The following is a 21,311-nucleotide window of genomic DNA, read 5'->3' on the forward strand; positions in this document are numbered from 1 at the left end:
CATTTTAGTTTACATTTATATTTCTATCCCTTTGATCATACATATCAGGCGTAACATGTAGCCCACCAGAATATCCCGCTTTTTCAAGCATCTCCCTCACTTGTCTCACATCTGATGCGGTCACCGCCTCCTCTCTGGCACCAAGGTACAAACGAACGAAACTGATCAAGTCGGCCAGTTTCTGATCCGACAGGATGTCTTCGAAGCTGGCCATTGGCATAAAATTGCGATCCTTGTCTATGTAGGTCGGTTGGAGCCCCCGAATGGTTACTGCAATGGTATTGAATGGGTCGCTATGCATGATAATACCGTTGTGAAGCAAGGTGGGCGCAATCGGGTCACGTCCCTTGCCATCTTCACCGTGGCAGGCTCCACAGGTCTGGTTGTATGTAACGTAGATATCTTTTGCATAAGCTGAGTCGTCAAAACCGCCCGGTTCGAGTTTGACGGCATCGTCATTAATAAAATTGTTGGTATCCCCTGCGAGTAAGTAATATGACATCGACTCGACATCATCGCGTGTCATGAGACTGAGACTGTTCTTAATTACGTCCGCCATCCCGGCGAATGCGGTCCCCTTGTCCGAATGGCCGGTATGCAGAAAATCCGTGAGGCTCTGAAGATCCCAACCGTCAATATAGAGCTCGTTAGCCGTAATATCTGGGGCATTCCAACCATCGATCAAATTGCCCTGAAAGATCCTGCTGTTATCCAATGCCTGAGCGACATTCCTTGGGGTATGACATTCTGAACAATGCCCCAAACCTGCAACCCAGTATTTGCCTCGTTGCCATTTATCGACTTGAACCACACTCTCTTTAAGCTGTGAAGGCAAGGTATAATCAACCGGACTGCGGTCTGCAAATACGATATCCCATGCCAGCAGACCAAGACGAATGTTTGCCGGAAACATCATGTCATTGCTATCATTGCGTCTTGGCACAGGCGCAATTGACTGCATGTATTCCCATAGATCTCTCAGATCTTGTTCGTTCACATATTGATAAGAGGTGAAAGGCATTGCCGGATAGAGGTAACCATGTTTGCCCCTGCCATCGACCAGGGCCGCCCTGAAATCCTCATAATCATAACTACCTATACCTTCCGTGGCATGAGTCGTAATGTTGGTCGAGAAGATAGTGCCAAATGGCGTGACAAATGGCAGTCCACCAGCAAACGGTTCTCCCCCTTCCGCACTGTGACAAGCCACACAATCTCCGGCATGAGCCAGATATTTACCGCGCTCTATGGCCTCAGAGTCTAAGGCTGCCTTGCGAGAATCATTATCGATCCTCGCTTTGGTGATATAAGCTCCAATCGCCAGAATTTCATTATCACTTAGCTGATCTCTAAACGCCGGCATCACGTTGTTTAGCCCGGCCCGAATCGTGTGCTGGATTTCCTCAATACTCCCTCCATGCAGCCAGATATTGTCTGACAGGTCAGGTACACCGGTTGCAATGTTTGGTACGGTACCGTCTCCATGGCACGAAGAACACGTCTTCACAAACAGCTCTTTGCCCAACGCCACTTTCACCTCAGGAACATCGGTATGACGTTGGTTAAGTGACGCCAGATAGTACGAAATTTTCGCTATTTCATCGGGTCTCAGAACATCCACCCATCCGGGCATCGCACCATTTCTGCCCAGCGTAATGGAATGGAGCACTGCTTTGTCAGAGCCTCCATATAACCATTCATTGTCGATGAGATTTGGAAAATGCTTCGCCCCTTGTCCATTATCCCTGTGACAGGCGGCGCAGTGAGTCTGAAATAGCCCTTTTCCTGACGAAACAATATCGTCTTCATTGGACAATACGATTAGAGAAAGGTCGGTAAGACTAGAAAACTGCTCATCCAACGAAGTGTTGGTACGACTCAGCTTATCATCAGCTTGGTTGTAATTCGCCAGCCCCTGCCAATTACCTATACCTGGGTACATGATGAGGTAACCAAGTGACAAAGCAAACGCGACAAAGTAGGCTCCGAACATCAGCTTTGGAGGCGCAGCATCGTTTTCATCAATACCATCGAAACTGCCTATTACTCTGTCTTTGTCTGCCTGATGATTGCTGCGCCAGTATTTGACAACAACAGCCACCATAAGCACAAAGAATACAACCGTGAGAACAGCCGCCCAGAGATTTAGAAAACTACTCATAATTCACCTCTCGTGCGGTATCGACCCCGAGGCTTTGCAGATAGTGGATCAACACCTCGCCTTTGGTTTTACCTCTAATCTCAAGCCTGGCCTCCGATATTTCTTCATCACTGTAGGGGACACCTAAACGACGAAGTGTTTCCATCTTTCCTGTAATGCTGTCGCCAGACAAAACCTGTTCAAACAACCATGGATAAGCGGGCATTATTGACGTAGGAACAACACTCCTTGGATCGATAAGATGAAGCAGATGCCACTGGTCCGAATATTTGCGGCCAAGATTAGTCAGATCAGGTCCGGTGCGCTTTGACCCCCACAAATTGGGAAACTCGTAGATGTCATCAGATTCCTGATTCGCTCTGCCGTTTCGCTTCACTTCTGGCTCAAGAGGACGAACCATCTGAGTATGACAAACATGGCACCCTTCACTGATATAAACATCACGCCCCGCAACTTGCAGCGCAGTTAAAGGTATTGCTCGACTGCCCTCGATGAGTTCAGGCGTTCGCAGCAAATTAGGAACCACCCAGACTAGTAGCGAAAACGAGGCAATAACGAACGTCGACAGAATAAGAATGACGAGGGATTTGGTGAAATCTGCACTCATGTTATGCCTCCTTTGCCATCAATACGGCCGGTAAACGCACAGTTTTGTAGAGATTAAACACCATCAAAAACAGCCCAAGTACAAACAAACTGCCGCCAAAGAAACGCAGAAATAACCAGGGAGCTTTGAAATTCATCGCTTCAACAAAGCTATATAGCAGTTCACCGTTATTGCTTTGCGCCAACCACATATACCCTTCACCAATTCCCGCTACCCATAATGCAACGGCGTAAAGCGCCACCCCCGAGTGTGCCAGCCAAAAATGCCACTTAATCAAACGAGAGGACCAGAGTTCTGTCTTCCCCCAAAGTCGAGGGATAAAATAGTAAAACACCGCGATACCTGACATTCCGACCCATCCCAACGCACCAGAATGCACATGACCAATCACCCATTCAGAATTATGCGCTATCATGTTGAACCAGCGTATCGCAAGCAACGGCCCCTCAAACGTAGCCAGACAGTAATAAAGAATGGCCGAGAAGAAAAACAGCATGATGTAGTCAGATTTGAGCTTAGTTTTATTCTGCAACAGGGTCATGGCGCTATTGAAAGCCCCACCCCAGGATGGAAGCCAGAGGATCAGAGACATGACAATACCAATGTTCTGAACCCACACTGGAACTGAAGAATAGATGAGGTGATGCGTTCCCGCCCAGGTATAGAATCCAACCAACCCCCAGAAGTGAATCACCGACAGGCGATAAGAGTATATGGGCCGCTGTGACACCTTCGGAATAAAATAGTAATTCATGCCAATCACACCTGCGGTAAGCAAGAACCCGACAGCGTTGTGCCCCCACCACCACTGAACGATTGCATCCTGAGCCCCTGCAAACACGGAGTACGACTTCATCAGCGAAGCAGGCATGGCTAAATTGTTAACAATGAAGATCATCGCGATTACGATGATAAACGCTGCAAAAAACCAGTTAGCAACAAAAATATGCTGCACTTTGCGTTTGGCTATCGTGCCAAAAAAAAGCACTGCGTACAGAACCCACACCAAAACGATGAGCAGATCAATGGGCCACTCTAGTTCTGCATACTCTTTCGACGTGGTATACCCTAGCGGCAGGGACAGGAGAGCCAATAGCAGAATCACCTGCCAACCCCAGAACACCATCCAAGACAGACTTTTGTTGAATAACACGCACTGGCCCGTCCGCTGGACGATATAGAGTGATGTTCCCATCAGGATATTGACGACAAAACCATAGATGACACCCGAAGTATGCAGCGGCCTCAGTCTGCCAAACTGAATATACTCCGAATTCATGTTGAGGACCGGCCAGTAAAGTTGGGCTGCCAAAATCACACCGATGACCATCCCTGCCACGGCCCAAATGACGGCAGCAACAATAAAATATTTGACCACTTTGGTTTCATAATGAAGCGCACTCGTATTCACCTGGCTCTCCTTATTGACGTTGTTCTTGGACGCCAAGTTTTGAATAGTAGTAGGCGATATCGGAGATATCCTGATCGCTCAACGCATCTGCTTGCTGCTGCATCAGTACAGCGAGACCTCCGGAACGTTCTCGTGTCTGATAACTTCTCAGTGCCGTGATTAAGTACGCCATTTTTTGGCCACGTAAGTTGGGGTAGGATTCGATGCTTGAAATGCCATCTTCACCATGACAGGTCATACAGGTTTTGGCTTTTTGCTCACCAATAGAAAACTTCTCATCTGCAGCTAAGGGATGCGTCCACAAAAATGCACTAAGGAAATACAAGACCGAGCGTAGCGGGAGATGTTTACCCATGACAAAGTTCCTCCTAGACCGGGAGATATGACCCAGACTACAATTCGACGGTGAATCACTTTTTTGTATTGCTAGCCGAAACAGAACGTTATGCACTAAGGAATGAATTGAAGCGTGGACAACATAAGCCGACTAGGCTGTTGTACGCATGGAAACACCAAAAGTGACAATTATTGTCTTTAAACCATAGAAAGGGCATGAGGGATATTCAAACTTTGAACAAGCTTGAACACCCCTTAGAGGATTACAGAACCGAGTGTCTAACGGATAAAACCTTCAACTCATGCAAATAAAGTGTCTTTGAGGTGCAACAACGAAGTCACTTCGTAGTTGGGTTGTATGCCTTCTGGTGTGGAGGCGCCCTGAGTATTGAGCCAACACGTTTCGATACCAAAGTTAATGCCACCTAACACATCAGAATGAGGGTTGTCCCCAACCATCAGCACGCGCGATTTACATGGCAGCCCCATCAACTGGTGGGCATAATCAAAGATCCCTAGATCTGGCTTAGCCACCCCTACCTCTTCAGATATCACAACATGCTCAAAGTAATTTGTTAGCCCCGTGCGCTCCAGACGAATGGCTTGTAATTCGGTAAAACCATTGGTGATGATGCCAAGCTTCGCTTTTCCAGACAGAGCGTCTAGCAATTCTTTCGCTCCGGGAAGCAAGGTACAAATGTCCGCCATCGCCTGAAGAAATGCACTATTCAACTCAAAAGGCGTGACCCCGAGTTTTGCAGCCCAGCCTTCAAAGCGGATATGCTTAAGCTCATCAGCCGTGATTTTTCCTTCCTGGTAATCAACCCACAAGGGTTTATTAATCAATTGATAGGCGTTGTAATCATCGCGGGTAAAATCCACGCCAAAACGTTCAAACATTAACTGCATTCCACCAAAAGAATCAAAGTGGAATAACGTTTCATCGGCGTCAAAAAGGATCCAGTCGTACTTCATTGTTATCGTGTTCCCGTGTAAATGGCAGTCAGATTATATCTCTCCTCCTTCATATGACAAACAGAGAAGTCACAACAACATTGGCTTACAAAAGGAAAATCAATGTATGCACATTATGCATAGATTGATTCACAAAATGTCATTTGAGTCATAACGCTGCGATCATTACACTGCGCGCTCTTTATTAACCCAATTTGAGCGTCATGTTTTCACAATCCATCTTTGCTCAGTTATTGAGAATGACATTGCTATTGGCCATGTCACTGACGGTGGTACATCACTCCCCCGCCTTGCTCGAGCTTATAGCCCGACAAGCGGTGCACTCTGGCTGTCACCAACAGAACCCGTCAGACAACATAGAACACTCTCAACACCACCATTAGAGCTTAATCATCCATGAGTATTTTTCGCTTTCCAGCTTTAGTTTGGCTGGGTATTGGCATTCTGATTGTCAGCCTGGGCATTCGGCAATCCTTTGGCATTTTTATGATGCCGATTTCGGAGCACTTCCAAACCGGTCGGGAGTTCTTTAGCTTTGCCATCGCAATACAAAACCTTCTATTTGGCTTGTTCCAGCCATTTGTCGGTATGGCAGCAGATAAATGGGGCTCAAAGCGGGTCATCTTGCTCGGCGCCATCGCCTACTCACTGGGTCTCTACCTGACCTCAATAACTACGGAAGCAAGCGTCCTGTATTTCTCTTTAGGCGCACTCGTAGGACTGGGGCTCAGTGCAACAAGCTACGTTATTGTATTAGGTGCCGTCGCCAAAGTAGTTCCTGCTGAGCACGCAGCTAAGGCATTTGGCCTGACAACAGCTGCGGGATCTTTCGGTATGTTTGCCATGATTCCCGGTGCTCAAATGATGCTCCAGGACATGGGCTGGCAAGGTGCACTGCAAGGCTTTGCGGCATTGTGCACATTGATGGTCGCATTTTCACTGTTTATGAAATCAGCGCGAAGCAACGCCAGAAAAACACAGCAAACTGAGTCTGACGACCTGACATTAAAACAAGCACTCAAAGAAGCCTTTCATCACAAAGGCTACTGGCTGATTCACGCGGGTTTCTTTGTCTGTGGCTTCCACGTCATGTTTATCGCAACGCACTTACCTAGCTATCTTGCAGACAAACACTTACCTGCCAGCAGCGCAGCTCTGGCTTTGGCCTATGTCGGCATTTTCAATATTTTTGGTTCCTATTTCTGGGGACTGATGGGCGACAAATTCAGCAAACGCCATGTGATGTCAATGCTTTACCTATTCAGAACTGTTGTCATCGCTGCATTCGTTACCCTTCCGGTAACCGAGCACACCGCAGCTCTGTTTGGCGGCGCAATTGGTTTTTGTTGGTTAGGTACCGTTCCTCTGACTTCCGGGTTAGTTCGCCAAATCTTTGGTGCACGCTATCTATCCACATTGTATGGACTGGTATTTTTTACCCATCAGGTCGGAAGCTTCTTAGGGGCATGGGTTGGCGGCAGAATCTATGACTATTATGGGTCGTACGAACCGATTTGGTGGTCTACCGTTGTGCTGGCTTTCGTTGCGGCATTAATTCATCTTCCAATCAATGACAAACCGTTACGTGTCGCTTCTGCTGTTTAGTGGCAAAGCAACAAAATAAACATCACAAAAGCCAGTATCTTGCATGCTGGCTTTTCGTTATCTAGCATTAGGTTAGTTGGGTATTGGCACTAATTGCTGTGGAGGCATTAAATGGAAGTTGAGCATCATGAACCCGTCGAAGACTCACAACTTATCAAATGGCTCACTCTTCACTTAAATAAAAGGATCAGTGACAAACAAGTCTCGGCTGATGAAACAACGTCCATCTATCTCGATCGTCAGGATGTACTGGCACTCAGTCGGCTTATCACCTTATTCTTTAGTGAAGAACAGATCCCCCATAGCGACAAAAATTATGCGGTAACAATCGGACTCATAGAGGGACATCGCCGCGGTGAAGAGATAACGCCTGAGGAAGCTTTAGACTACCTGAAAGAATGTGCGTTCCTGTTCCGGCACCAATAAAAAAAGCCCCTCACGAAGAGGGGCAATAGTACCATCGCTTATAGTTATAGTGATATGCCAGTAAATTCTGTCATTCGCTAATGCTAGGATTCAAACTGAATCGTGCGATAAAAAGAAATTGTGTTCAATGTTTGTTAGCTTCATGCTGGCATTAACCAAAGTCACCGTTTACGTAACCTTGCGTACGGTCATCACGTGGGTTTGAGAAGATAACCTGTGTCTCATTGTGCTCAACCAACTCACCCATCAGGAAGAATGCTGTGCGGTCTGAAATACGGCGCGCCTGCTGCATAGAGTGTGTCACGATCACGATGGTGTAGTCTTTCTTCAGTTCTTCCATCAGTTCTTCGATTTTGTGTGTTGCAATCGGGTCAAGTGCTGATGTTGGTTCGTCCATTAAGATAACATCCGGCTCCATAGCGATGGTACGCGCAATACATAAACGTTGCTGCTGACCGCCTGACAAACCAAATGCATGTGACTTAAGACGGTCTTTCACTTCATCCCAGAGCGCTGCACCGCGCAGAGAGCGCTCAACTACTTCATCAATGTGCTTCTTGTCTTTGATGCCTTGAGCACGCAGGCCGTAAGCCACGTTCTCATAGATGCTCATTGGGAATGGATTTGGCTTTTGGAATACCATTCCAACCTTAATGCGAAGATCAGCCACGTCGATATTGCCGTAGATGTCCGTGCCATCCATCTCCAGTTTGCCGTTGATCTTAACGCCTTCGATCAAGTCGTTCATACGGTTCAGACAACGAAGCAATGTCGATTTACCACAACCTGACGGACCGATTAGTGCGGTCACCTGACGGGTGGGAATTGGTAGATTAATAGACTTAAGCGCCTGATTTTCACCATAAAATAGGTTTAGATTTTCAATGTTAAACTTGTTCATTTTGTTAATCTCTAAATTCTTTGTCGTGTCATCTTGTCTGTCTATCAGGGTCGGTTCTTTGTGTTCTGACCGAGCCTGAGACAAGCACTTTCTCAATTAATACGTTGCTGTGTTGAAGCGGCTGGCAATCAGTTTGGTAACCATATTGATCAACAGTACCACGACAATCAAGACCGTCGCTGTGCCGTAAGCCTGGTTCCACTCTTCAATCGTGAACAGTTCCGTTGTGAGTTTATATAGGTGAACCGTTAAGGTACGACCCGAATCCAATAGCGAGTCTGGTATACGAGCCACCATACCTGCTGTCAGGAATACCGGCGCTGATTCGCCGATGACACGACCAATACTCAGAATGACCGATGTTAAAATGCCAGGTATCGCACTTGGTAAAATCAAGCGCCAGATAGTGTAGATTTTTGAAGCACCCAAACCGTAAGAGCCTTCACGGTAAGTTTGCGGTACCGCCATTAGGGCTTCTTCTGTTGTACGTATGATAACCGGCAGGATCAGGATACTGAGCGTCAGTGCACCCGACAAAATCGAGAAGCCAAGACCCAGGATGACTACGAAAAACGTCATACCAAACAGACCGAAAATGATCGATGGAATGCCCGCCAGCGATTCGGTACAGAATCGAATCACTTTAACCAACTTGCTGCCAACTTTGGCATACTCAGTCAGGTAGATAGCGGTCATAATACCCAGGGGCGCAGCAACTGAGATAGACGCAATAACCATGTAGACCGTCGAAACGATCATTGGAAAAATACCGTGCTCATCACCCGTACGCGTATAATTGTCCGTGATAAAGCTCCAGTTCACATGCTGAAGTCCATTCGACAAAATGTACCAGATAATCCAGAACAAGAAGCCTACGGTTAACGCTGCGGCTGTCCAGACCAATGCATTTAGTACTGCGTCTTTATTTTGACGAGCCTGTTTTAGTTTTACTTTATCCATAATAATTACTTCGCTTTCTCACGGTTCAAGTAAAGCAGTACAGCGTTCAGAATCATGATGAACACCAGAAGTACCACACCCGTCGCATATAACGCGTTTGCGTGAACGCCACTTGCATACGACATTTCAATTGCGATGTTTGCTGTCAGAGTACGCGCGGAATCCAGGATACTACCCGGCATAGCAGGCGCATTACCCATCACCATGATGATCGCCATCGTCTCACCAAGTGCACGACCAATACCCAGAATCACACCCGTCATGATGCCTGAGCGAGCAGCAGGTACTAATAGTTTGAAAATGGTGTAGATCTTCGACGCACCCAGAGCCAAAGAGCCTTCTTTATATGTGCGAGGAACAGCGCGAATCGACGTCTCCGATACTGTAATAACCGTCGGCAAAATCATCACACCCAGCACAATGATACCGGCAAGAATCGTGTTACCCGCAGGTACATTGAAAACTTGTTGGATAAGCGGAACGATAATGACAAGACCAAAGAAGCCGTAGACGACCGAAGGAATACCAGCAAGAAGCTCAACCGCTGGTCGAATGATGTCTGCAAGACGTTTTGGCGCAATCTCTGCAATGAAGATAGCCGTTAGAACACCAATTGGCACACCAACTACTACCGCGCCAAGCGTTGACACAACCGAGGCTACAATCATCGTAGCCACACCATACAGCGCAGGTGGAATCCAGTTCTGGCCCAAAACGATGCCAGTTACTCCTGCTTGCTGAAATGCAGGAATACTTTCTTTGAAGATAAAGTAGGCAATCACGGCCAGAGAGACAATACCGATAATTGCACTAGTCAGGAAAAGTCCGTGGAAAATACGCTCTTTCCAATCAACTCGCTTTTGCGCTTTAAGGCGGCGAGTCGCTGACTGAGTCGCTTGGTTATTCATAAGCTTCTCACTATTTGTTGCGATGGTCATAATAAGTTTCTACACGTCGAATAATCGAGTTAGACACAGAAAAGGCTCAGCCCAAAAGGTGGGCTGAGCAAGTATTTAGTATTTACTGTTACTGCTTAGTTGACAGAGATGTAACCTTTCTTCTCTACGATAGCCTGAGCTTCGTCAGCCAACATCCAATCAAGGAACTTCTGAGTTTCAGCAGTAGGCTTGCCTTCTTTATAGAGCACTAGGAAAGGACGAGCTACCTTGTAAGAGCCGTTCTTCACGTTGTCTACGCTTGCTGGAGTACCGTCAATCTCTAGAGCATGAACAGACTCATCAACTGTGCCCAGAGAGATGTAACCGATAGCGTAAGGGTTACTAGCCACCATTGTTTTCAGTGCACCGTTACCGTTAGCAACTTGAGCACGTTGAGAGATAGCCGTTACTTTTATGCCGTTGATTTTTTGCTTAAGGCTCATGATGTCTTCGAATGCACCACGAGTACCAGAAGCCGTGTCACGTGTAATCGCCACGATTGGCTTGTCCGCGCCACCTACTTCTTTCCAGTTACTCACTTCACCTTTATAGATTGCCGTAACCTGAGCTGCCGTCAGACCTTTAAGGTCATTTGCTGGGTTCACTACAACCGCAATACCGTCACGAGCAACGACCTCTTCAACCAGCGTTGGCTCTTTCTCTTCAGGCTTAAGGTCACGAGAAGACATGCCTAGGTCAGCCGAACCGTCTTTCGCCGCTCGAACACCTGCAGAAGAACCTGGTCCTTGGACTTCAATGAATACGTTGGAGTTCGACTTCATGTATGTTTCAGAGAAAACTTCCATCAGTGGAGTTACACTGCTAGAACCTACCGCAGAGATAGTTTCTTTAGCTGAAGCTGGAGTCACTGCCAGTGCGCCTAGTAGTGCGATTGCACCGATAACTGTCTTTTTCATCACAATTTCCTTTATTGGCGTTATTGCCGAGTTTCGTTTGAACGCTGACAAGATTAGTGCCCGAATATGACAGTTGTGTTTCACTTAGTTGAAAGGTGTATGACACATGACAGAAGTGTCGAAGGTAAGTTTTGGGGTAACGTCACTATAATTCAGTATGTTAGGTTAAATTTTGAGTCATAGCTTCAATATGACAGTCACAATTATTACAGTTTCCACCTGTCACAATAGATGTCATGTCTGAGGTTGTGAGGTTTTCAAGTCTTCACGGTGATTGCAAGCCAGACGATAGCGCTGAACCAGCATTGTTTGGAGACTTAGTTATAAAAACCATTCCAAACCTGAGTTCGATTCTCAGAGACAAAAAAGGCCTCATACAAGAGGCCCAAGAAAGGTTATTCGTCGTCTGCCGGTTTTGGCTTCTTCTTCGGAATGAATACTGAATCACCCACCGCCACATTTTTGTAGAAGGTCTTATCACGCTGTGCAGGTTTCTTCGGTGCCGCCTTTTTCTTCTGAGGCTTACCTTTCCCATCGTGTGCTTTCTTCTTAAACGTTGGCTTCTTGGGACGAAAGCCCTTGAACTTACCTTTAAGTCCTTCTAGCTCAGAGAAGCTGATATCCTGCTGTAGGAAGGCTTCCACACGTTTGAAACTGTCCCAGTCCTTAGGACCAACCAGTGAAATCGCATCGCCCTTATTACCTGCACGGCCTGTACGACCAACACGGTGCACGTACTCTTCGGTGTGCTTTGGCATATCAAAGTTAATCACGTGTGTGACCGTCGCAATATCCAGTCCACGGGATGCAACATCCGTTGTTACCAGGATCTTGAATACGTGGCGTTCAAATTGACTCATGATGGTATTACGTTGAGTCTGATTTAGATTACCGCTCAGAGCGATGGCTTTAAGCTTCTTCTCATTCAGCCACTTGGTCAAACGGTCAGTATCAACTCGGGTCGCAGTAAAGATGATTACCTGCTTGTACTCTGCTTGTTCGAGAATACGTTCAAGAATGGCTTCTTTGTGATCCAGATGATCACATAGATAAAACTTCTGAGTGATATCTTTGTGCTCTTCATTGGATACACCAATTGCGATGCGCTTAGGTGCGTCCAGCATTTCCGCTGCAATATCATTCACTTCAGCATGATCGAGCGTAGCAGAGAACATCAGTGTCTGACGACGGCGGTGCTTTGCTGCATTGTGAATACGGCGTAGCTCGGGTGCAAAACCAAGATCGAGCATACGGTCCGCTTCATCAAGAATGAGTGTTTCCAAACCATCTAAGAACAACGAACGGTGTTCGAGATGATCTGCAAGGCGTCCAGGTGTTGCTACGATAAACTTCGGATAACGGCGCAGTGCTTTTACCTGATCATTAAAGTTTTCACCACCAAGGATCAGTGTCGCATCGTAAGATAGGCCACCAAGCATGGACTTCAATTCACCGTAGACTTGCTTAGCCAACTCACGAGTCGGCGCAAGAATCACACCACGTGGATCTTTTGCTGAAAATGATTTGGTTTTTAGCGATTTGTGAAGCATCGGCAATACAAATGCCAAAGTCTTGCCAGAACCCGTTTTCGAAGAAGCTAAAAGATCTTTTCCAGCAATAGCGACAGGAATCGCTTGTTTTTGGATGTCAGTAGCCTGCCTGAAGTCATAGTGACTCAGGTTCTTCAGTAATCGGTTATCAAGGCCAAGTTCTTTAAATTGCAATGCAGATTCTCCTACAAAAGGTCATACCTATAAAAATGAGCGCGCATGATACCTGATAATTTCTTAGGTAACCAGACATGTCCACCTTCTAACAGCATGACTGTTATCGATACATTGTAGGAGATATCTCACTCGATAAAGTTCAGTTTCGTCTATTAATCAATAAAATGCAGCGATACAGTCACTTATCTCTGCGCAGCCACAAAAGCTTGACAGAGATCACATTAGATAGTGGCAAAATATTCTCATAATTAAGAAAGAGGAGGATTAACCGGAAAATCGCCTAATTTTTTGGTTTTTCTGACTTTTAAATAATTTGCGTTCTTAAAATTAGGCACTAAACTCAAAAATAGCCTTAATGCGATTGATTAAGTGGCAGGGCTGTTTGAAATACTAATCCTGAAGGAGCTTATAATGAAGAAAGTTTTAATTGCAGCAGCAGCGTCATCAGTTCTACTACTAGCGGGCTGTGCATCTGGTCCAGATGAAGCAACGACAGCAAAACTGGATGACCTAAGCAATCAAGTTAGCCAACTAAGTGCAGACGTACAATCACTTAAAGGTGAAGTTCAAGAATCGAATAAAAATGCTATGGCTGCTCAAGAAGAAGCGGCACGTGCTAACGAGCGTATCGACAACATCGCTCAATCTTACACTAAGTAAGATCAACTATTGCCAAAACACCCGCTCACTGCGGGTGTTTTTTTATGCATCAAAAACACCCTACTTCAGGTCGTCCATTGCTGGTACGACTTCGATGGGTACACCATTTTGGGCCAGCACCGCCGCGCGCGCTAACTGGTCCTTAATACCGAACTCCTCAAGCCACCATGTCAGCTCCTGGGGAATAATCATTTCTTTCTTTGTGCCGTCGCTGCGAGTCAATGGTTCATGAGCTTCTATAAATACACTGCGGTCAGGTTCGAGCGCTACTTTAATCGGCTCATCGATAATTGTGACTTTCATCCCAATTTTAGCTTGATGGAACATCCATTCAATGTCTTTGGGCTCCATTCTGATACAACCCGCACTCACACGTAGACCGATACCAAAATCCTTGTTAGTGCCGTGAATCAAATAAGACCCAGTACCATGCGCCAATCGCATTGCGTAATCACCCAACGGGTTTTCAGGGCCAGCTGCAACTACTGCAGGCAGTTCGATACCCTTTGCCAGATAGTCTTGCCTGATGGAAGCCGGAGGCGTCCAGGTTGGATTCTCTCTTAGCTGGCTGATTGTCGTCGTCATTTCGGGTGTGTCTTGCCCTATACGGCCAATTCCGACGGGGAAAATATGCACTAGTTGTTTGTCCGGCTCAAAGTAATATAAACGCAGCTCAGCGAGATTGATGACAATGCCGTTATAATCAGCATCAACATGAGGAAGAATGGCCTGACTCGGAATCGTCAATACATAGTCCTCGGGCGGTAAAAACGGGTCCACACCCTTATTGGCAGCCATCAAAGAAAGAAAGCCTACGTCATATCGCTTAGCAATGTCCGACATCGTCTCACCGGCCACCACGCTGTGATATTGCAAAGTTCCTACCATATTGCTCCCATCTGTCGGCAGTGCAAACGTCGCTGCACTAAGCCAGTGAGAGAAGCCCAGACAGGCGGCTAAAATGGTTTTACGTAACATCAATTTTGGTCCTTTGCTTCTTTGTACAGGGCTAAGGTTATCTCTCTTTGTGTCTTATGATCAACTAGAGGTTTGGGATAGTTGATCTCAGAGAATCCAGACCAAAGCCAGGGTTTGTGAATGTACTTGTTCGGCACCGTGCTCAGCTCCGGTATCCAGGTACGGATAAATGCCCCCTGTGCATCAAACTTTTCCCCTTGAGTGATGGGGTTAAAGATTCGAAAATAGGGCTGACCATCGCAGCCTGTGGATGCACACCACTGCCATCCCCCGTTGTTGGCAGCAAAATCACCGTCAATCAAATGCGACATAAAATATCGCTCACCACGACGCCAGTCAATGTTGAGGTCTTTGGTCAAAAAACTGGCAACGATCATTCTCAAGCGATTATGCATCCAGCCCGTGGTATTTAACTGACGCATTGCAGCATCGACAATCGGATAACCGGTGGCACCACGGCACCATGACTCAAAATAATCGTCTGTTCCCGGCCAGCGCAGATTCTTTTCCCACACCAAATACCCCTGATGCTTACTCAATTTGGGCTCGAAGTAAACCAGATGCTGGTAAAACTCACGCCAAATTAACTCACTCAGCCAAACTTGTGCGCCTTCTGACAACGGTTCGGACTCAGCATCATAATAAAGTCGAGCAATACACTGCCTTACTGACAGTGCCCCGATGGCAAGATAGGGGCTAAGCTGACTGGTTCCATCAATGGATGGAATATCTCTTTGCCGGGCATAGCCAGCCGATTTATCCGAAGAGAACTCCCGCAATCGACGTAATATCTCTGGTGTGTCGACTGGCCAGCGGCTACTGTCCTGTCTTGGATAATCAAAACGATCATCAGCCAGCTCAATCCAACTGTCAGACAAGTCGACCTTTCGGGACACTTTAGGTTTGGTTACGCTACTGCCACCAAACTGTCTTTGCCAGGCATTACGAAATGGAGTGAAGACTTTGAAGTAGCCTCCTTGTTTATTACGAACTGTACCTGGTGGCTGCACGCATTTATCATCGAATGCCCTTACGCCAAACCCACGCTCTTGCCCCAGTAACTGCAAATGCTCAATTCTACGCTGTTCATTGAGTTCGTAATCTTTATTGAGATAGATTTCCTGCACCAACTGCTGGTCACAAAGCATTGCCAGCCAATCATTCGATGTCTGGTAATCAGCGCAGCGATGAATTATCAAGGGAACGTTAAGCGTGTCTAGTTCCCCCTTCAAATGCTCAAGTCGTCTGTATATCAAATCAGCCTGAAGAGGCGACATACTGTGTTGTTCCCACTGGGCAGTCGTCACCAAAAAGCAGGCAATAACGGGGTTAATGCCATCTATGGCTTCACTCAATGCGGTATTGTCTAACGTGCGCAGGTCTCGGTTGAATAAGACTAATCTCATCTCTTACTACTCTTTTTATTATTAACCAGATGTTCAACGACAGGCGATAGATGGATCTTGTTCTCACCCTGCTGAAGATGAAACCGCACCAGGTCCAAATGACGTTCAGCAAGCGACTTTTCGGCAAAAAGATACACTGAGTCGTAGCCTTCAGATTCCTGAAACAGCGACGTGATATCATCCACCCCATCTAAGAATGTGACCCTGTTACCCGACTCTGCCAACTTCGCAAACTCCAGCCATGCAAACAAGTTGCCTTGCACATCCATACTGACCAACAGCACAGATGCACTGCCACCTCGCTTGTCGGCAGCATTTGAAAGCGAACAGAGTCGTTTTATCAAAGCTGTTTTGAACATTGAACGTTGCAACACCTTGGGACCCACTTTCAAGAATTCGATGGCAGTGAGAATTGGGGCAACGAATTTGCTTTCGACTATTTCAAGCGGATATTCCTTTAGTACCGATGCCAGTATCTGCTCTACACGCACACCATCAAGCCGACTCAGAGCGTCATGCAGCACCTCTACCTCTTCCAATTGGTTGGTATCGAGCTTATTTGAATCAAAAGCATCCGAATCCAGTAACGCTTTCACCTTGCCGATCGATACTCCTTTCCCCAGCCAGCCCTGAATCGCATGGATGCGCTCTACATCCTCGGCCGTATACATTCTATGACCCTTATCAGTGCGAAGTGGCCGCAGCAAATTGTACCTACGTTGCCACGCTCTGAGCGTAACTGGCTTGACGCCTGTCATGTCAGCCACCTCCCGAATAGCGTACAGAGACTGCTTACAATCCATAACGCAAACGCATCTCTTCCGGATGAGGCTGCAAAAACATTTGCTGAGACAAATAATCATCCGGGTAGGTATTCAGGTAATGTTTTAGCAAGGTAAGTGGGGCTAGAACTGGCAGAAGACCGGTACGGTAATCATCAATCACTCGTGCCATTTCTGCTTTCTGTTCTTTGGTCAATGAACGTTTAAAATAGCCCTGGATGTGCATCAGAACATTGGTTACGTTCTTACGACTGGCCCTGTGTTTGAGCGCTTGCATCAGCTCAAGTCGGTACGTTAGATAAAAGGCTTCTTCTTCATAATCTTTCTGATTGGCGACCAATCTTCCGAGTTGTTTGTAATATGAAGGGCTGTGTGCCATCAGAGTCAGCTTATAACGAGAATGAAACGCCACTATTTTCCCCGGAGTAGGCTCTCCTTCCATTGAACGATAAAAATCACGTAACCCATATACTCTCGAGATAAAGTTTTCCTTCAATACCGGATCATTTAATCGACCGTCTTCCTCTACAGGAAGCCAGGGCATGGTTTCCATCAGATGCTTGGTGTATAGCCCCACTCCATCGGTCGAAGCGTGACCTCTGGAGTAGACCTTGACGCGCTCCATGCCGCAGCTTGGTGACTTAGCACAGACGATATAGCCACACATCTCTGTATCCTTAAGTTCAGCCACCTTCTGCTTCGAAAACTGGACCATACCATCGGTATAGTCTTTAGTTTCATCTTTGGTCTCGACCAGTGCGATACGTTCTTCATTGGTCATCAGTCGAATGGTAGGTCTTGGTATCGGGAGTCCCATCCCTACTTCAGGACAAACAGAGACAAAGTCGAAATAGTCTCTCAACTCTTTATTAACGTAAGTGCTTTGCTTATGGCCTGAATCAAAGCGCACTTTTTCACCTAGTAAACAGGAACTGATTCCAACGGTAACTTTATCATTCATGACTCACTCCTAGTCGTGCAGGTTTACCAGACACCCCGGGACCATACTCGTGATGTGATACAAAATTTTGGTTTGTACAATTATATGGATGGCAGTCTGATTTGGTTCACTCGGTCAGCACAAAATTCCTCAACACTCAAAAAATCGATTGCCTCACCACTTTCAACAGAAACAGTTATCATCAGCTCAAAATTCGTTACACCCTCCAGAAAATGTGACTAAAATCTCAAAGAGTCCCGTTATATCTTTATAGAATCCTTCACAACGACGAACACTACGTTCAACAGAATTAGTTAAAACTTTAGGAGTGATACCATGGCAACCCCACATATTAATGCTAATCCAGGTGATTTCGCTGAGACTGTACTGATGCCAGGCGACCCACTTCGCGCGCAATACATTGCAGAAACGTTTCTGGAAAATGTTGAAAAGGTTTGCGACGTAAGAAATATGTTTGGCTTTACAGGCACATACAAAGGCAAAAAAGTCTCAGTTATGGGCCACGGTATGGGCATCCCATCTTGCTGCATCTATGTTCACGAATTGATCAAAGACTACGGTGTAAAGAACGTTATCCGTGTAGGTAGCTGCGGAGCAGTTCGTGACGACGTTAACTTAATGGACGTAGTGATTGGTATGGGTGCATCTACGGACTCAAAGGTGAACCGTATCCGATTCAATGACCATGATTTCGCTGCGATTGCTGACTTTGGCCTTCTGGAAGAAGCCGTTAAGCAAGCTCGTATTCAAGACGTACCTGTAAAAGTGGGTAACATCTTCTCTGCAGACCTTTTCTATACGCCAGAAGCCGACATCTTCGACAAGATGAAGCATCTGGGTATTCTGGGTGTTGATATGGAAGCTGCCGGTATTTATGGCGTCGCCGCTGATCTGGGCGCAAAAGCTCTGACGGTTCTGACTGTTTCTGACCACATCATCCGTGGCGAAAAGCTCAGCTCAGAAGATCGTCAAAAGTCATTCAACGATATGATGGTTGTGGCGTTAGAAACAGCTATCAACATTTAACAACCTAAGCCAGCTCAATGCCTGAATGAGCTGGCTTTTCTTAAAGATCAATTAAGATGACCGAACCATAGGGGGTGAACGTGTCAGAAGGCAGACTACCGTTGGCCGCAGATGGATTACAGCTCAATTTTTGTAAAACATTGGCGTGTAACAATTTTGGACTAAGTGATGCAAACCTCTATATCCTGCAACACAGTAATCCGAAACGGCCAGCAATGGTGTGCAGAGAATGTGGCGCGTTTCCCCCCCTACTTAACAATGAAGAAGTCCTCAATGAACTGAATCGTCTTGATCGATATCACCATGACGGACTTCCCTCCTGTAAAGATCCTCAGTGCGAACACGTTGGCCTCTCTGTGCATACTCACAAAGAGCTATATCACGCTTTTGGTTTTAGCGGTGATCGTCAACGATACCGATGCAAAGCCTGCCAGGGAACCTTTGTTGATAAATGGTCTGGCAGCAATAAGAAACTGCATTTTCAAGAATCACTGTTAGGTCTGCTGTTTACAGGTTACTCAGTAAGAGAAATATGTCGAAAACTGGAGGTCAACCCTAAGACCTTCTATGACCATATTGATCAAATCGCCAGTCGCTGTCGTCGCAGACTTGCCGATATTGACGCTCGCTGGATTAATCATGCAGATGCCTACCACCTGACCTCCAATTACCGTGTACTGCAACCACACAGCCATAACGGTGTATTCTGGTTTGCGACCTGTGACGCTGAATCTGGGTATGTTTTATGCCAGCACACAAATTATTCAATCAAAGACACCCCTATCGATATGCCCGATCATGATGCTTATCGTCCGGGCTGCCAGTTTGTACCCAAAAGTTACAGCGCGGAAAACAACAGTGAAGTCAATATCCCGACGAAGGATCTTAAAAGTCGAATCGACGTAAAGTACCAGAACATTCTGGCGCGCAGTAATGTCGAAGACCCATTGGGCAACTTTTCTCAGTTTACCTATCCGGCCACTGGAGCGCTTATCCGTGCCCCCTATACCTCATATGCGCATTATTTGCATATCCTGAGATCGCTGAACGATGACAAGCGCGTGACCATATTTATGCCGCAAGATCCGGTTTTGCGCTCTGCTGCACTGTCAGTCTGTTTGCCAAGAATTCAAAGTGGCAATATAGATCTGATGTATGTAGAACAAGATGAACATTGGAGAGAAGGTGAGTCATCTGAAATGATAGATGTGGTCCTGATGGGGTGGTGGCGAGATCGCTGGGCAATCACCCATCAGGAGTCCGGTGCAAGTAAAGGTGTCTGCTATCTGGCGGGAAGTAATCCCAATGTTTCGCACTGGTTAAAAACCGCATCAACCAAGTCCATTGACTTTTATCAAGACCGTTTCCAGTTGCTGTTCGAAGGCTTTATCAACGAACCCCGTCGTAAACTCAGACCAGCCGGGATTCATCCGCTATTGGATATCTTCCGGGCCTGGCACAATCTGTGTTATCAGGATAAGTCAGGCTTAACGGCGGCTCAGCGTCTTGGGGTAACCGAAGCTCCAATGACATTAAAATGTCTGCTCAGCTGATCGCTTCAACATTTTAGTAACCAGCGATATCCTGCCGATTTCTTGCCGATATCGCTCTATGCTACAAGAAAAACAACGAGATCCCGCCAATTGCCCCCAATGTTCCAAGGACGCTTCTTTTACTGATAGGCTCTCCACGAATGACATAGATAATCAATATGAACAGTGGACTTGTGGCGATGAGCGTCTGGGCAATGGCAGGGTTGGCATTTTTCAACGCGATTTGTTGTAGCCACAACGCCAGAAACGTGCCTACAAAAATCGCGGCCAGTAGCCACGCCCAGTTTTTTCTCGACATCGAAATACACTGTTTTTTCATCATCGAAAACGGCTTTTTTTCTACAAAAGGTAAAATCAGTATCACCGCCAACACTCCGATCGTCAGTCGAATCAGGGCTCCAAGTAAAGGGGGAAGATCTCCCTGCACCAATGCAAAATGCGAAATCACAACGCCGGAAGCCTGACAGACACTGGCAAGCAAACCAAAACCGATCCCGTGAAGGTCACTGGTCCCATTCTGACTGTCACTAGGCTGAAAAACGACAGCCGTCACCGCTATTGTAGTAATGACCACACCAAGCCAACTCTGAACACCAAGAGCACTGCCTAAAAATAATAACGCCAACACCCCAGACAACGGTGGTGCCAAAGATTCGAGCAGCAAAGTTTTATTAGCCCCGATACGTTTCAGTGAAGCAAAATAGGCGCTATCGCCAATCGCAATCCCAATAACGCCTGAGATACCCAGAATCCAAAGATAACTGGCTTCTATAGAAACGTCAGGCATCGGTGTCACTGGCATCACCACCAGCATCATTAAAGAGGCAATCACACCTTTGATAACGTTGAGCTGCATAGCGGTAAAATGATGGCTAAACTGACTGTAAATCCATGTCGCCAATGCCCAAACTATCGCGGCCATTAATGCCGCGCCTTCTCCAATAAATGCCACTTTAACCTCTATTTATTTCCCACTTTTCT

Annotated in this window: 21 protein-coding genes; 6 read left to right on the forward strand and 15 right to left on the reverse strand. The window is 46.5% G+C overall.

Features of this window, described 5'->3' with window-relative positions; translation table 11 throughout:
- Positions 1–4 precede the first annotated feature (4 nt).
- The 5 genes from C4S60_RS06020 to yjjG form a co-directional block, all read right to left on the reverse strand.
- Complete coding sequence (locus tag C4S60_RS06020) at positions 5–2,161, reverse strand: c-type cytochrome (RefSeq protein ID WP_103879433.1); 2,157 nt, start codon at positions 2,159–2,161, stop codon at positions 5–7.
- On the reverse strand, positions 2,154–2,768 hold the full coding sequence (locus tag C4S60_RS06025) for a cbb3-type cytochrome c oxidase subunit II (protein WP_103879434.1): 615 nt from the start codon (positions 2,766–2,768) through the stop codon (positions 2,154–2,156). The genes C4S60_RS06020 and C4S60_RS06025 overlap by 8 nt, the downstream gene beginning before the upstream one ends.
- A gap of 1 nt (position 2,769) precedes the next feature.
- The gene (ccoN, locus tag C4S60_RS06030; protein WP_103879435.1) at positions 2,770–4,179 is read right to left on the reverse strand and encodes a cytochrome-c oxidase, cbb3-type subunit I; all 1,410 of its coding nucleotides are present in this window, start codon (positions 4,177–4,179) and stop codon (positions 2,770–2,772) included.
- Positions 4,180–4,189: 10 nt separating this feature from the next.
- A complete protein-coding gene (locus C4S60_RS06035) occupies positions 4,190–4,534 on the reverse strand; it encodes a c-type cytochrome (RefSeq protein ID WP_103879436.1) in 345 nt (114 codons plus the stop codon).
- Positions 4,535–4,815: 281 nt separating this feature from the next.
- On the reverse strand, positions 4,816–5,490 hold the full coding sequence (yjjG, locus tag C4S60_RS06040; protein ID WP_103879437.1) for a pyrimidine 5'-nucleotidase: 675 nt from the start codon (positions 5,488–5,490) through the stop codon (positions 4,816–4,818).
- Positions 5,491–5,693: 203 nt separating this feature from the next.
- Here yjjG and C4S60_RS06045 point away from each other — a divergent pair, with 203 nt between their 5' ends.
- The 3 genes from C4S60_RS06045 to C4S60_RS06055 all read left to right on the forward strand — a co-directional run bounded on the left by C4S60_RS06045 (position 5,694) and on the right by C4S60_RS06055 (position 7,521).
- On the forward strand, positions 5,694–5,873 hold the full coding sequence (locus C4S60_RS06045) for a hypothetical protein (RefSeq protein ID WP_103879438.1): 180 nt from the start codon (positions 5,694–5,696) through the stop codon (positions 5,871–5,873).
- Between the two features lie 13 nt (positions 5,874–5,886).
- Positions 5,887–7,095 (forward strand): MFS transporter, encoded by a 1,209-nt coding sequence (locus tag C4S60_RS06050; RefSeq protein ID WP_103879439.1) that lies wholly within the window; start codon positions 5,887–5,889, stop codon positions 7,093–7,095.
- A 111-nt stretch (positions 7,096–7,206) separates the two neighbouring features.
- Positions 7,207–7,521: a hypothetical protein gene (locus C4S60_RS06055; RefSeq protein WP_103879440.1), complete on the forward strand. Its 315-nt coding sequence runs from the start codon at positions 7,207–7,209 to the stop codon at positions 7,519–7,521.
- Positions 7,522–7,672: 151 nt separating this feature from the next.
- On the opposite strand, the gene pstB is transcribed toward C4S60_RS06055, so the two are convergent.
- From pstB to C4S60_RS06080, 5 genes are all read right to left on the reverse strand, one after another.
- Entirely contained in the window at positions 7,673–8,422 is a 750-nt protein-coding gene (pstB, locus tag C4S60_RS06060) for a phosphate ABC transporter ATP-binding protein PstB (protein WP_103879514.1), read from the reverse strand.
- A gap of 96 nt (positions 8,423–8,518) precedes the next feature.
- The gene (gene pstA, locus C4S60_RS06065; RefSeq protein ID WP_103879441.1) at positions 8,519–9,382 is read right to left on the reverse strand and encodes a phosphate ABC transporter permease PstA; all 864 of its coding nucleotides are present in this window, start codon (positions 9,380–9,382) and stop codon (positions 8,519–8,521) included.
- Positions 9,383–9,387: 5 nt separating this feature from the next.
- Positions 9,388–10,320, reverse strand: coding sequence for a phosphate ABC transporter permease subunit PstC (pstC, locus tag C4S60_RS06070; protein ID WP_103879442.1), 933 nt, complete (start codon positions 10,318–10,320; stop codon positions 9,388–9,390).
- 95 nt (positions 10,321–10,415) lie between these two features.
- Complete coding sequence (locus C4S60_RS06075) at positions 10,416–11,237, reverse strand: phosphate ABC transporter substrate-binding protein (protein ID WP_103879443.1); 822 nt, start codon at positions 11,235–11,237, stop codon at positions 10,416–10,418.
- A 395-nt stretch (positions 11,238–11,632) separates the two neighbouring features.
- Positions 11,633–12,961 carry a DEAD/DEAH box helicase gene (locus C4S60_RS06080; RefSeq protein WP_103879444.1) on the reverse strand — a complete coding sequence of 443 codons (1,329 nt, stop codon included), beginning with the start codon at positions 12,959–12,961 and terminating at the stop codon, positions 11,633–11,635.
- 414 nt (positions 12,962–13,375) lie between these two features.
- Here C4S60_RS06080 and C4S60_RS06085 point away from each other — a divergent pair, with 414 nt between their 5' ends.
- Entirely contained in the window at positions 13,376–13,624 is a 249-nt protein-coding gene (locus tag C4S60_RS06085) for an Lpp/OprI family alanine-zipper lipoprotein (RefSeq protein WP_103879445.1), read from the forward strand.
- A gap of 60 nt (positions 13,625–13,684) precedes the next feature.
- Here the strand turns inward: C4S60_RS06085 and C4S60_RS06090 are convergent, their stop codons facing one another.
- The 4 genes from C4S60_RS06090 to C4S60_RS06105 are packed head-to-tail and all read right to left on the reverse strand — an operon-like array spanning position 13,685 to position 17,751.
- Positions 13,685–14,602 (reverse strand): L,D-transpeptidase family protein, encoded by a 918-nt coding sequence (locus tag C4S60_RS06090; protein WP_103879446.1) that lies wholly within the window; start codon positions 14,600–14,602, stop codon positions 13,685–13,687.
- Positions 14,602–16,008: a deoxyribodipyrimidine photo-lyase gene (gene phrB, locus C4S60_RS06095; protein WP_103879447.1), complete on the reverse strand. Its 1,407-nt coding sequence runs from the start codon at positions 16,006–16,008 to the stop codon at positions 14,602–14,604. The genes C4S60_RS06090 and phrB overlap by 1 nt, the downstream gene beginning before the upstream one ends.
- Positions 16,005–16,871, reverse strand: a complete 867-nt coding sequence (locus C4S60_RS06100; protein WP_103879448.1) for a MerR family transcriptional regulator — start codon at positions 16,869–16,871, stop codon at positions 16,005–16,007. Before C4S60_RS06100 ends, phrB begins: the two co-directional genes overlap by 4 nt.
- Entirely contained in the window at positions 16,801–17,751 is a 951-nt protein-coding gene (locus C4S60_RS06105) for a YbgA family protein (RefSeq protein ID WP_103879449.1), read from the reverse strand. Before C4S60_RS06105 ends, C4S60_RS06100 begins: the two co-directional genes overlap by 71 nt.
- A 315-nt stretch (positions 17,752–18,066) precedes the next feature.
- On the opposite strand from C4S60_RS06105, the gene deoD reads away from it, so the two are divergent.
- Both deoD and C4S60_RS06115 read left to right on the forward strand, forming a co-directional pair.
- On the forward strand, positions 18,067–18,777 hold the full coding sequence (gene deoD, locus C4S60_RS06110; protein ID WP_103879450.1) for a purine-nucleoside phosphorylase: 711 nt from the start codon (positions 18,067–18,069) through the stop codon (positions 18,775–18,777).
- Between the two features lie 80 nt (positions 18,778–18,857).
- Positions 18,858–20,330 (forward strand): lactate dehydrogenase, encoded by a 1,473-nt coding sequence (locus C4S60_RS06115; RefSeq protein WP_103879451.1) that lies wholly within the window; start codon positions 18,858–18,860, stop codon positions 20,328–20,330.
- A gap of 61 nt (positions 20,331–20,391) precedes the next feature.
- On the opposite strand, the gene C4S60_RS06120 is transcribed toward C4S60_RS06115, so the two are convergent.
- Entirely contained in the window at positions 20,392–21,282 is an 891-nt protein-coding gene (locus C4S60_RS06120; RefSeq protein WP_103879452.1) for a DMT family transporter, read from the reverse strand.
- Positions 21,283–21,311: the final 29 nt, after the last annotated feature.

Origin of the sequence: Vibrio hangzhouensis (assembly GCF_900107935.1) — a bacterium.
Classification (GTDB): Bacteria; Pseudomonadota; Gammaproteobacteria; order Enterobacterales; family Vibrionaceae; genus Vibrio; species Vibrio hangzhouensis.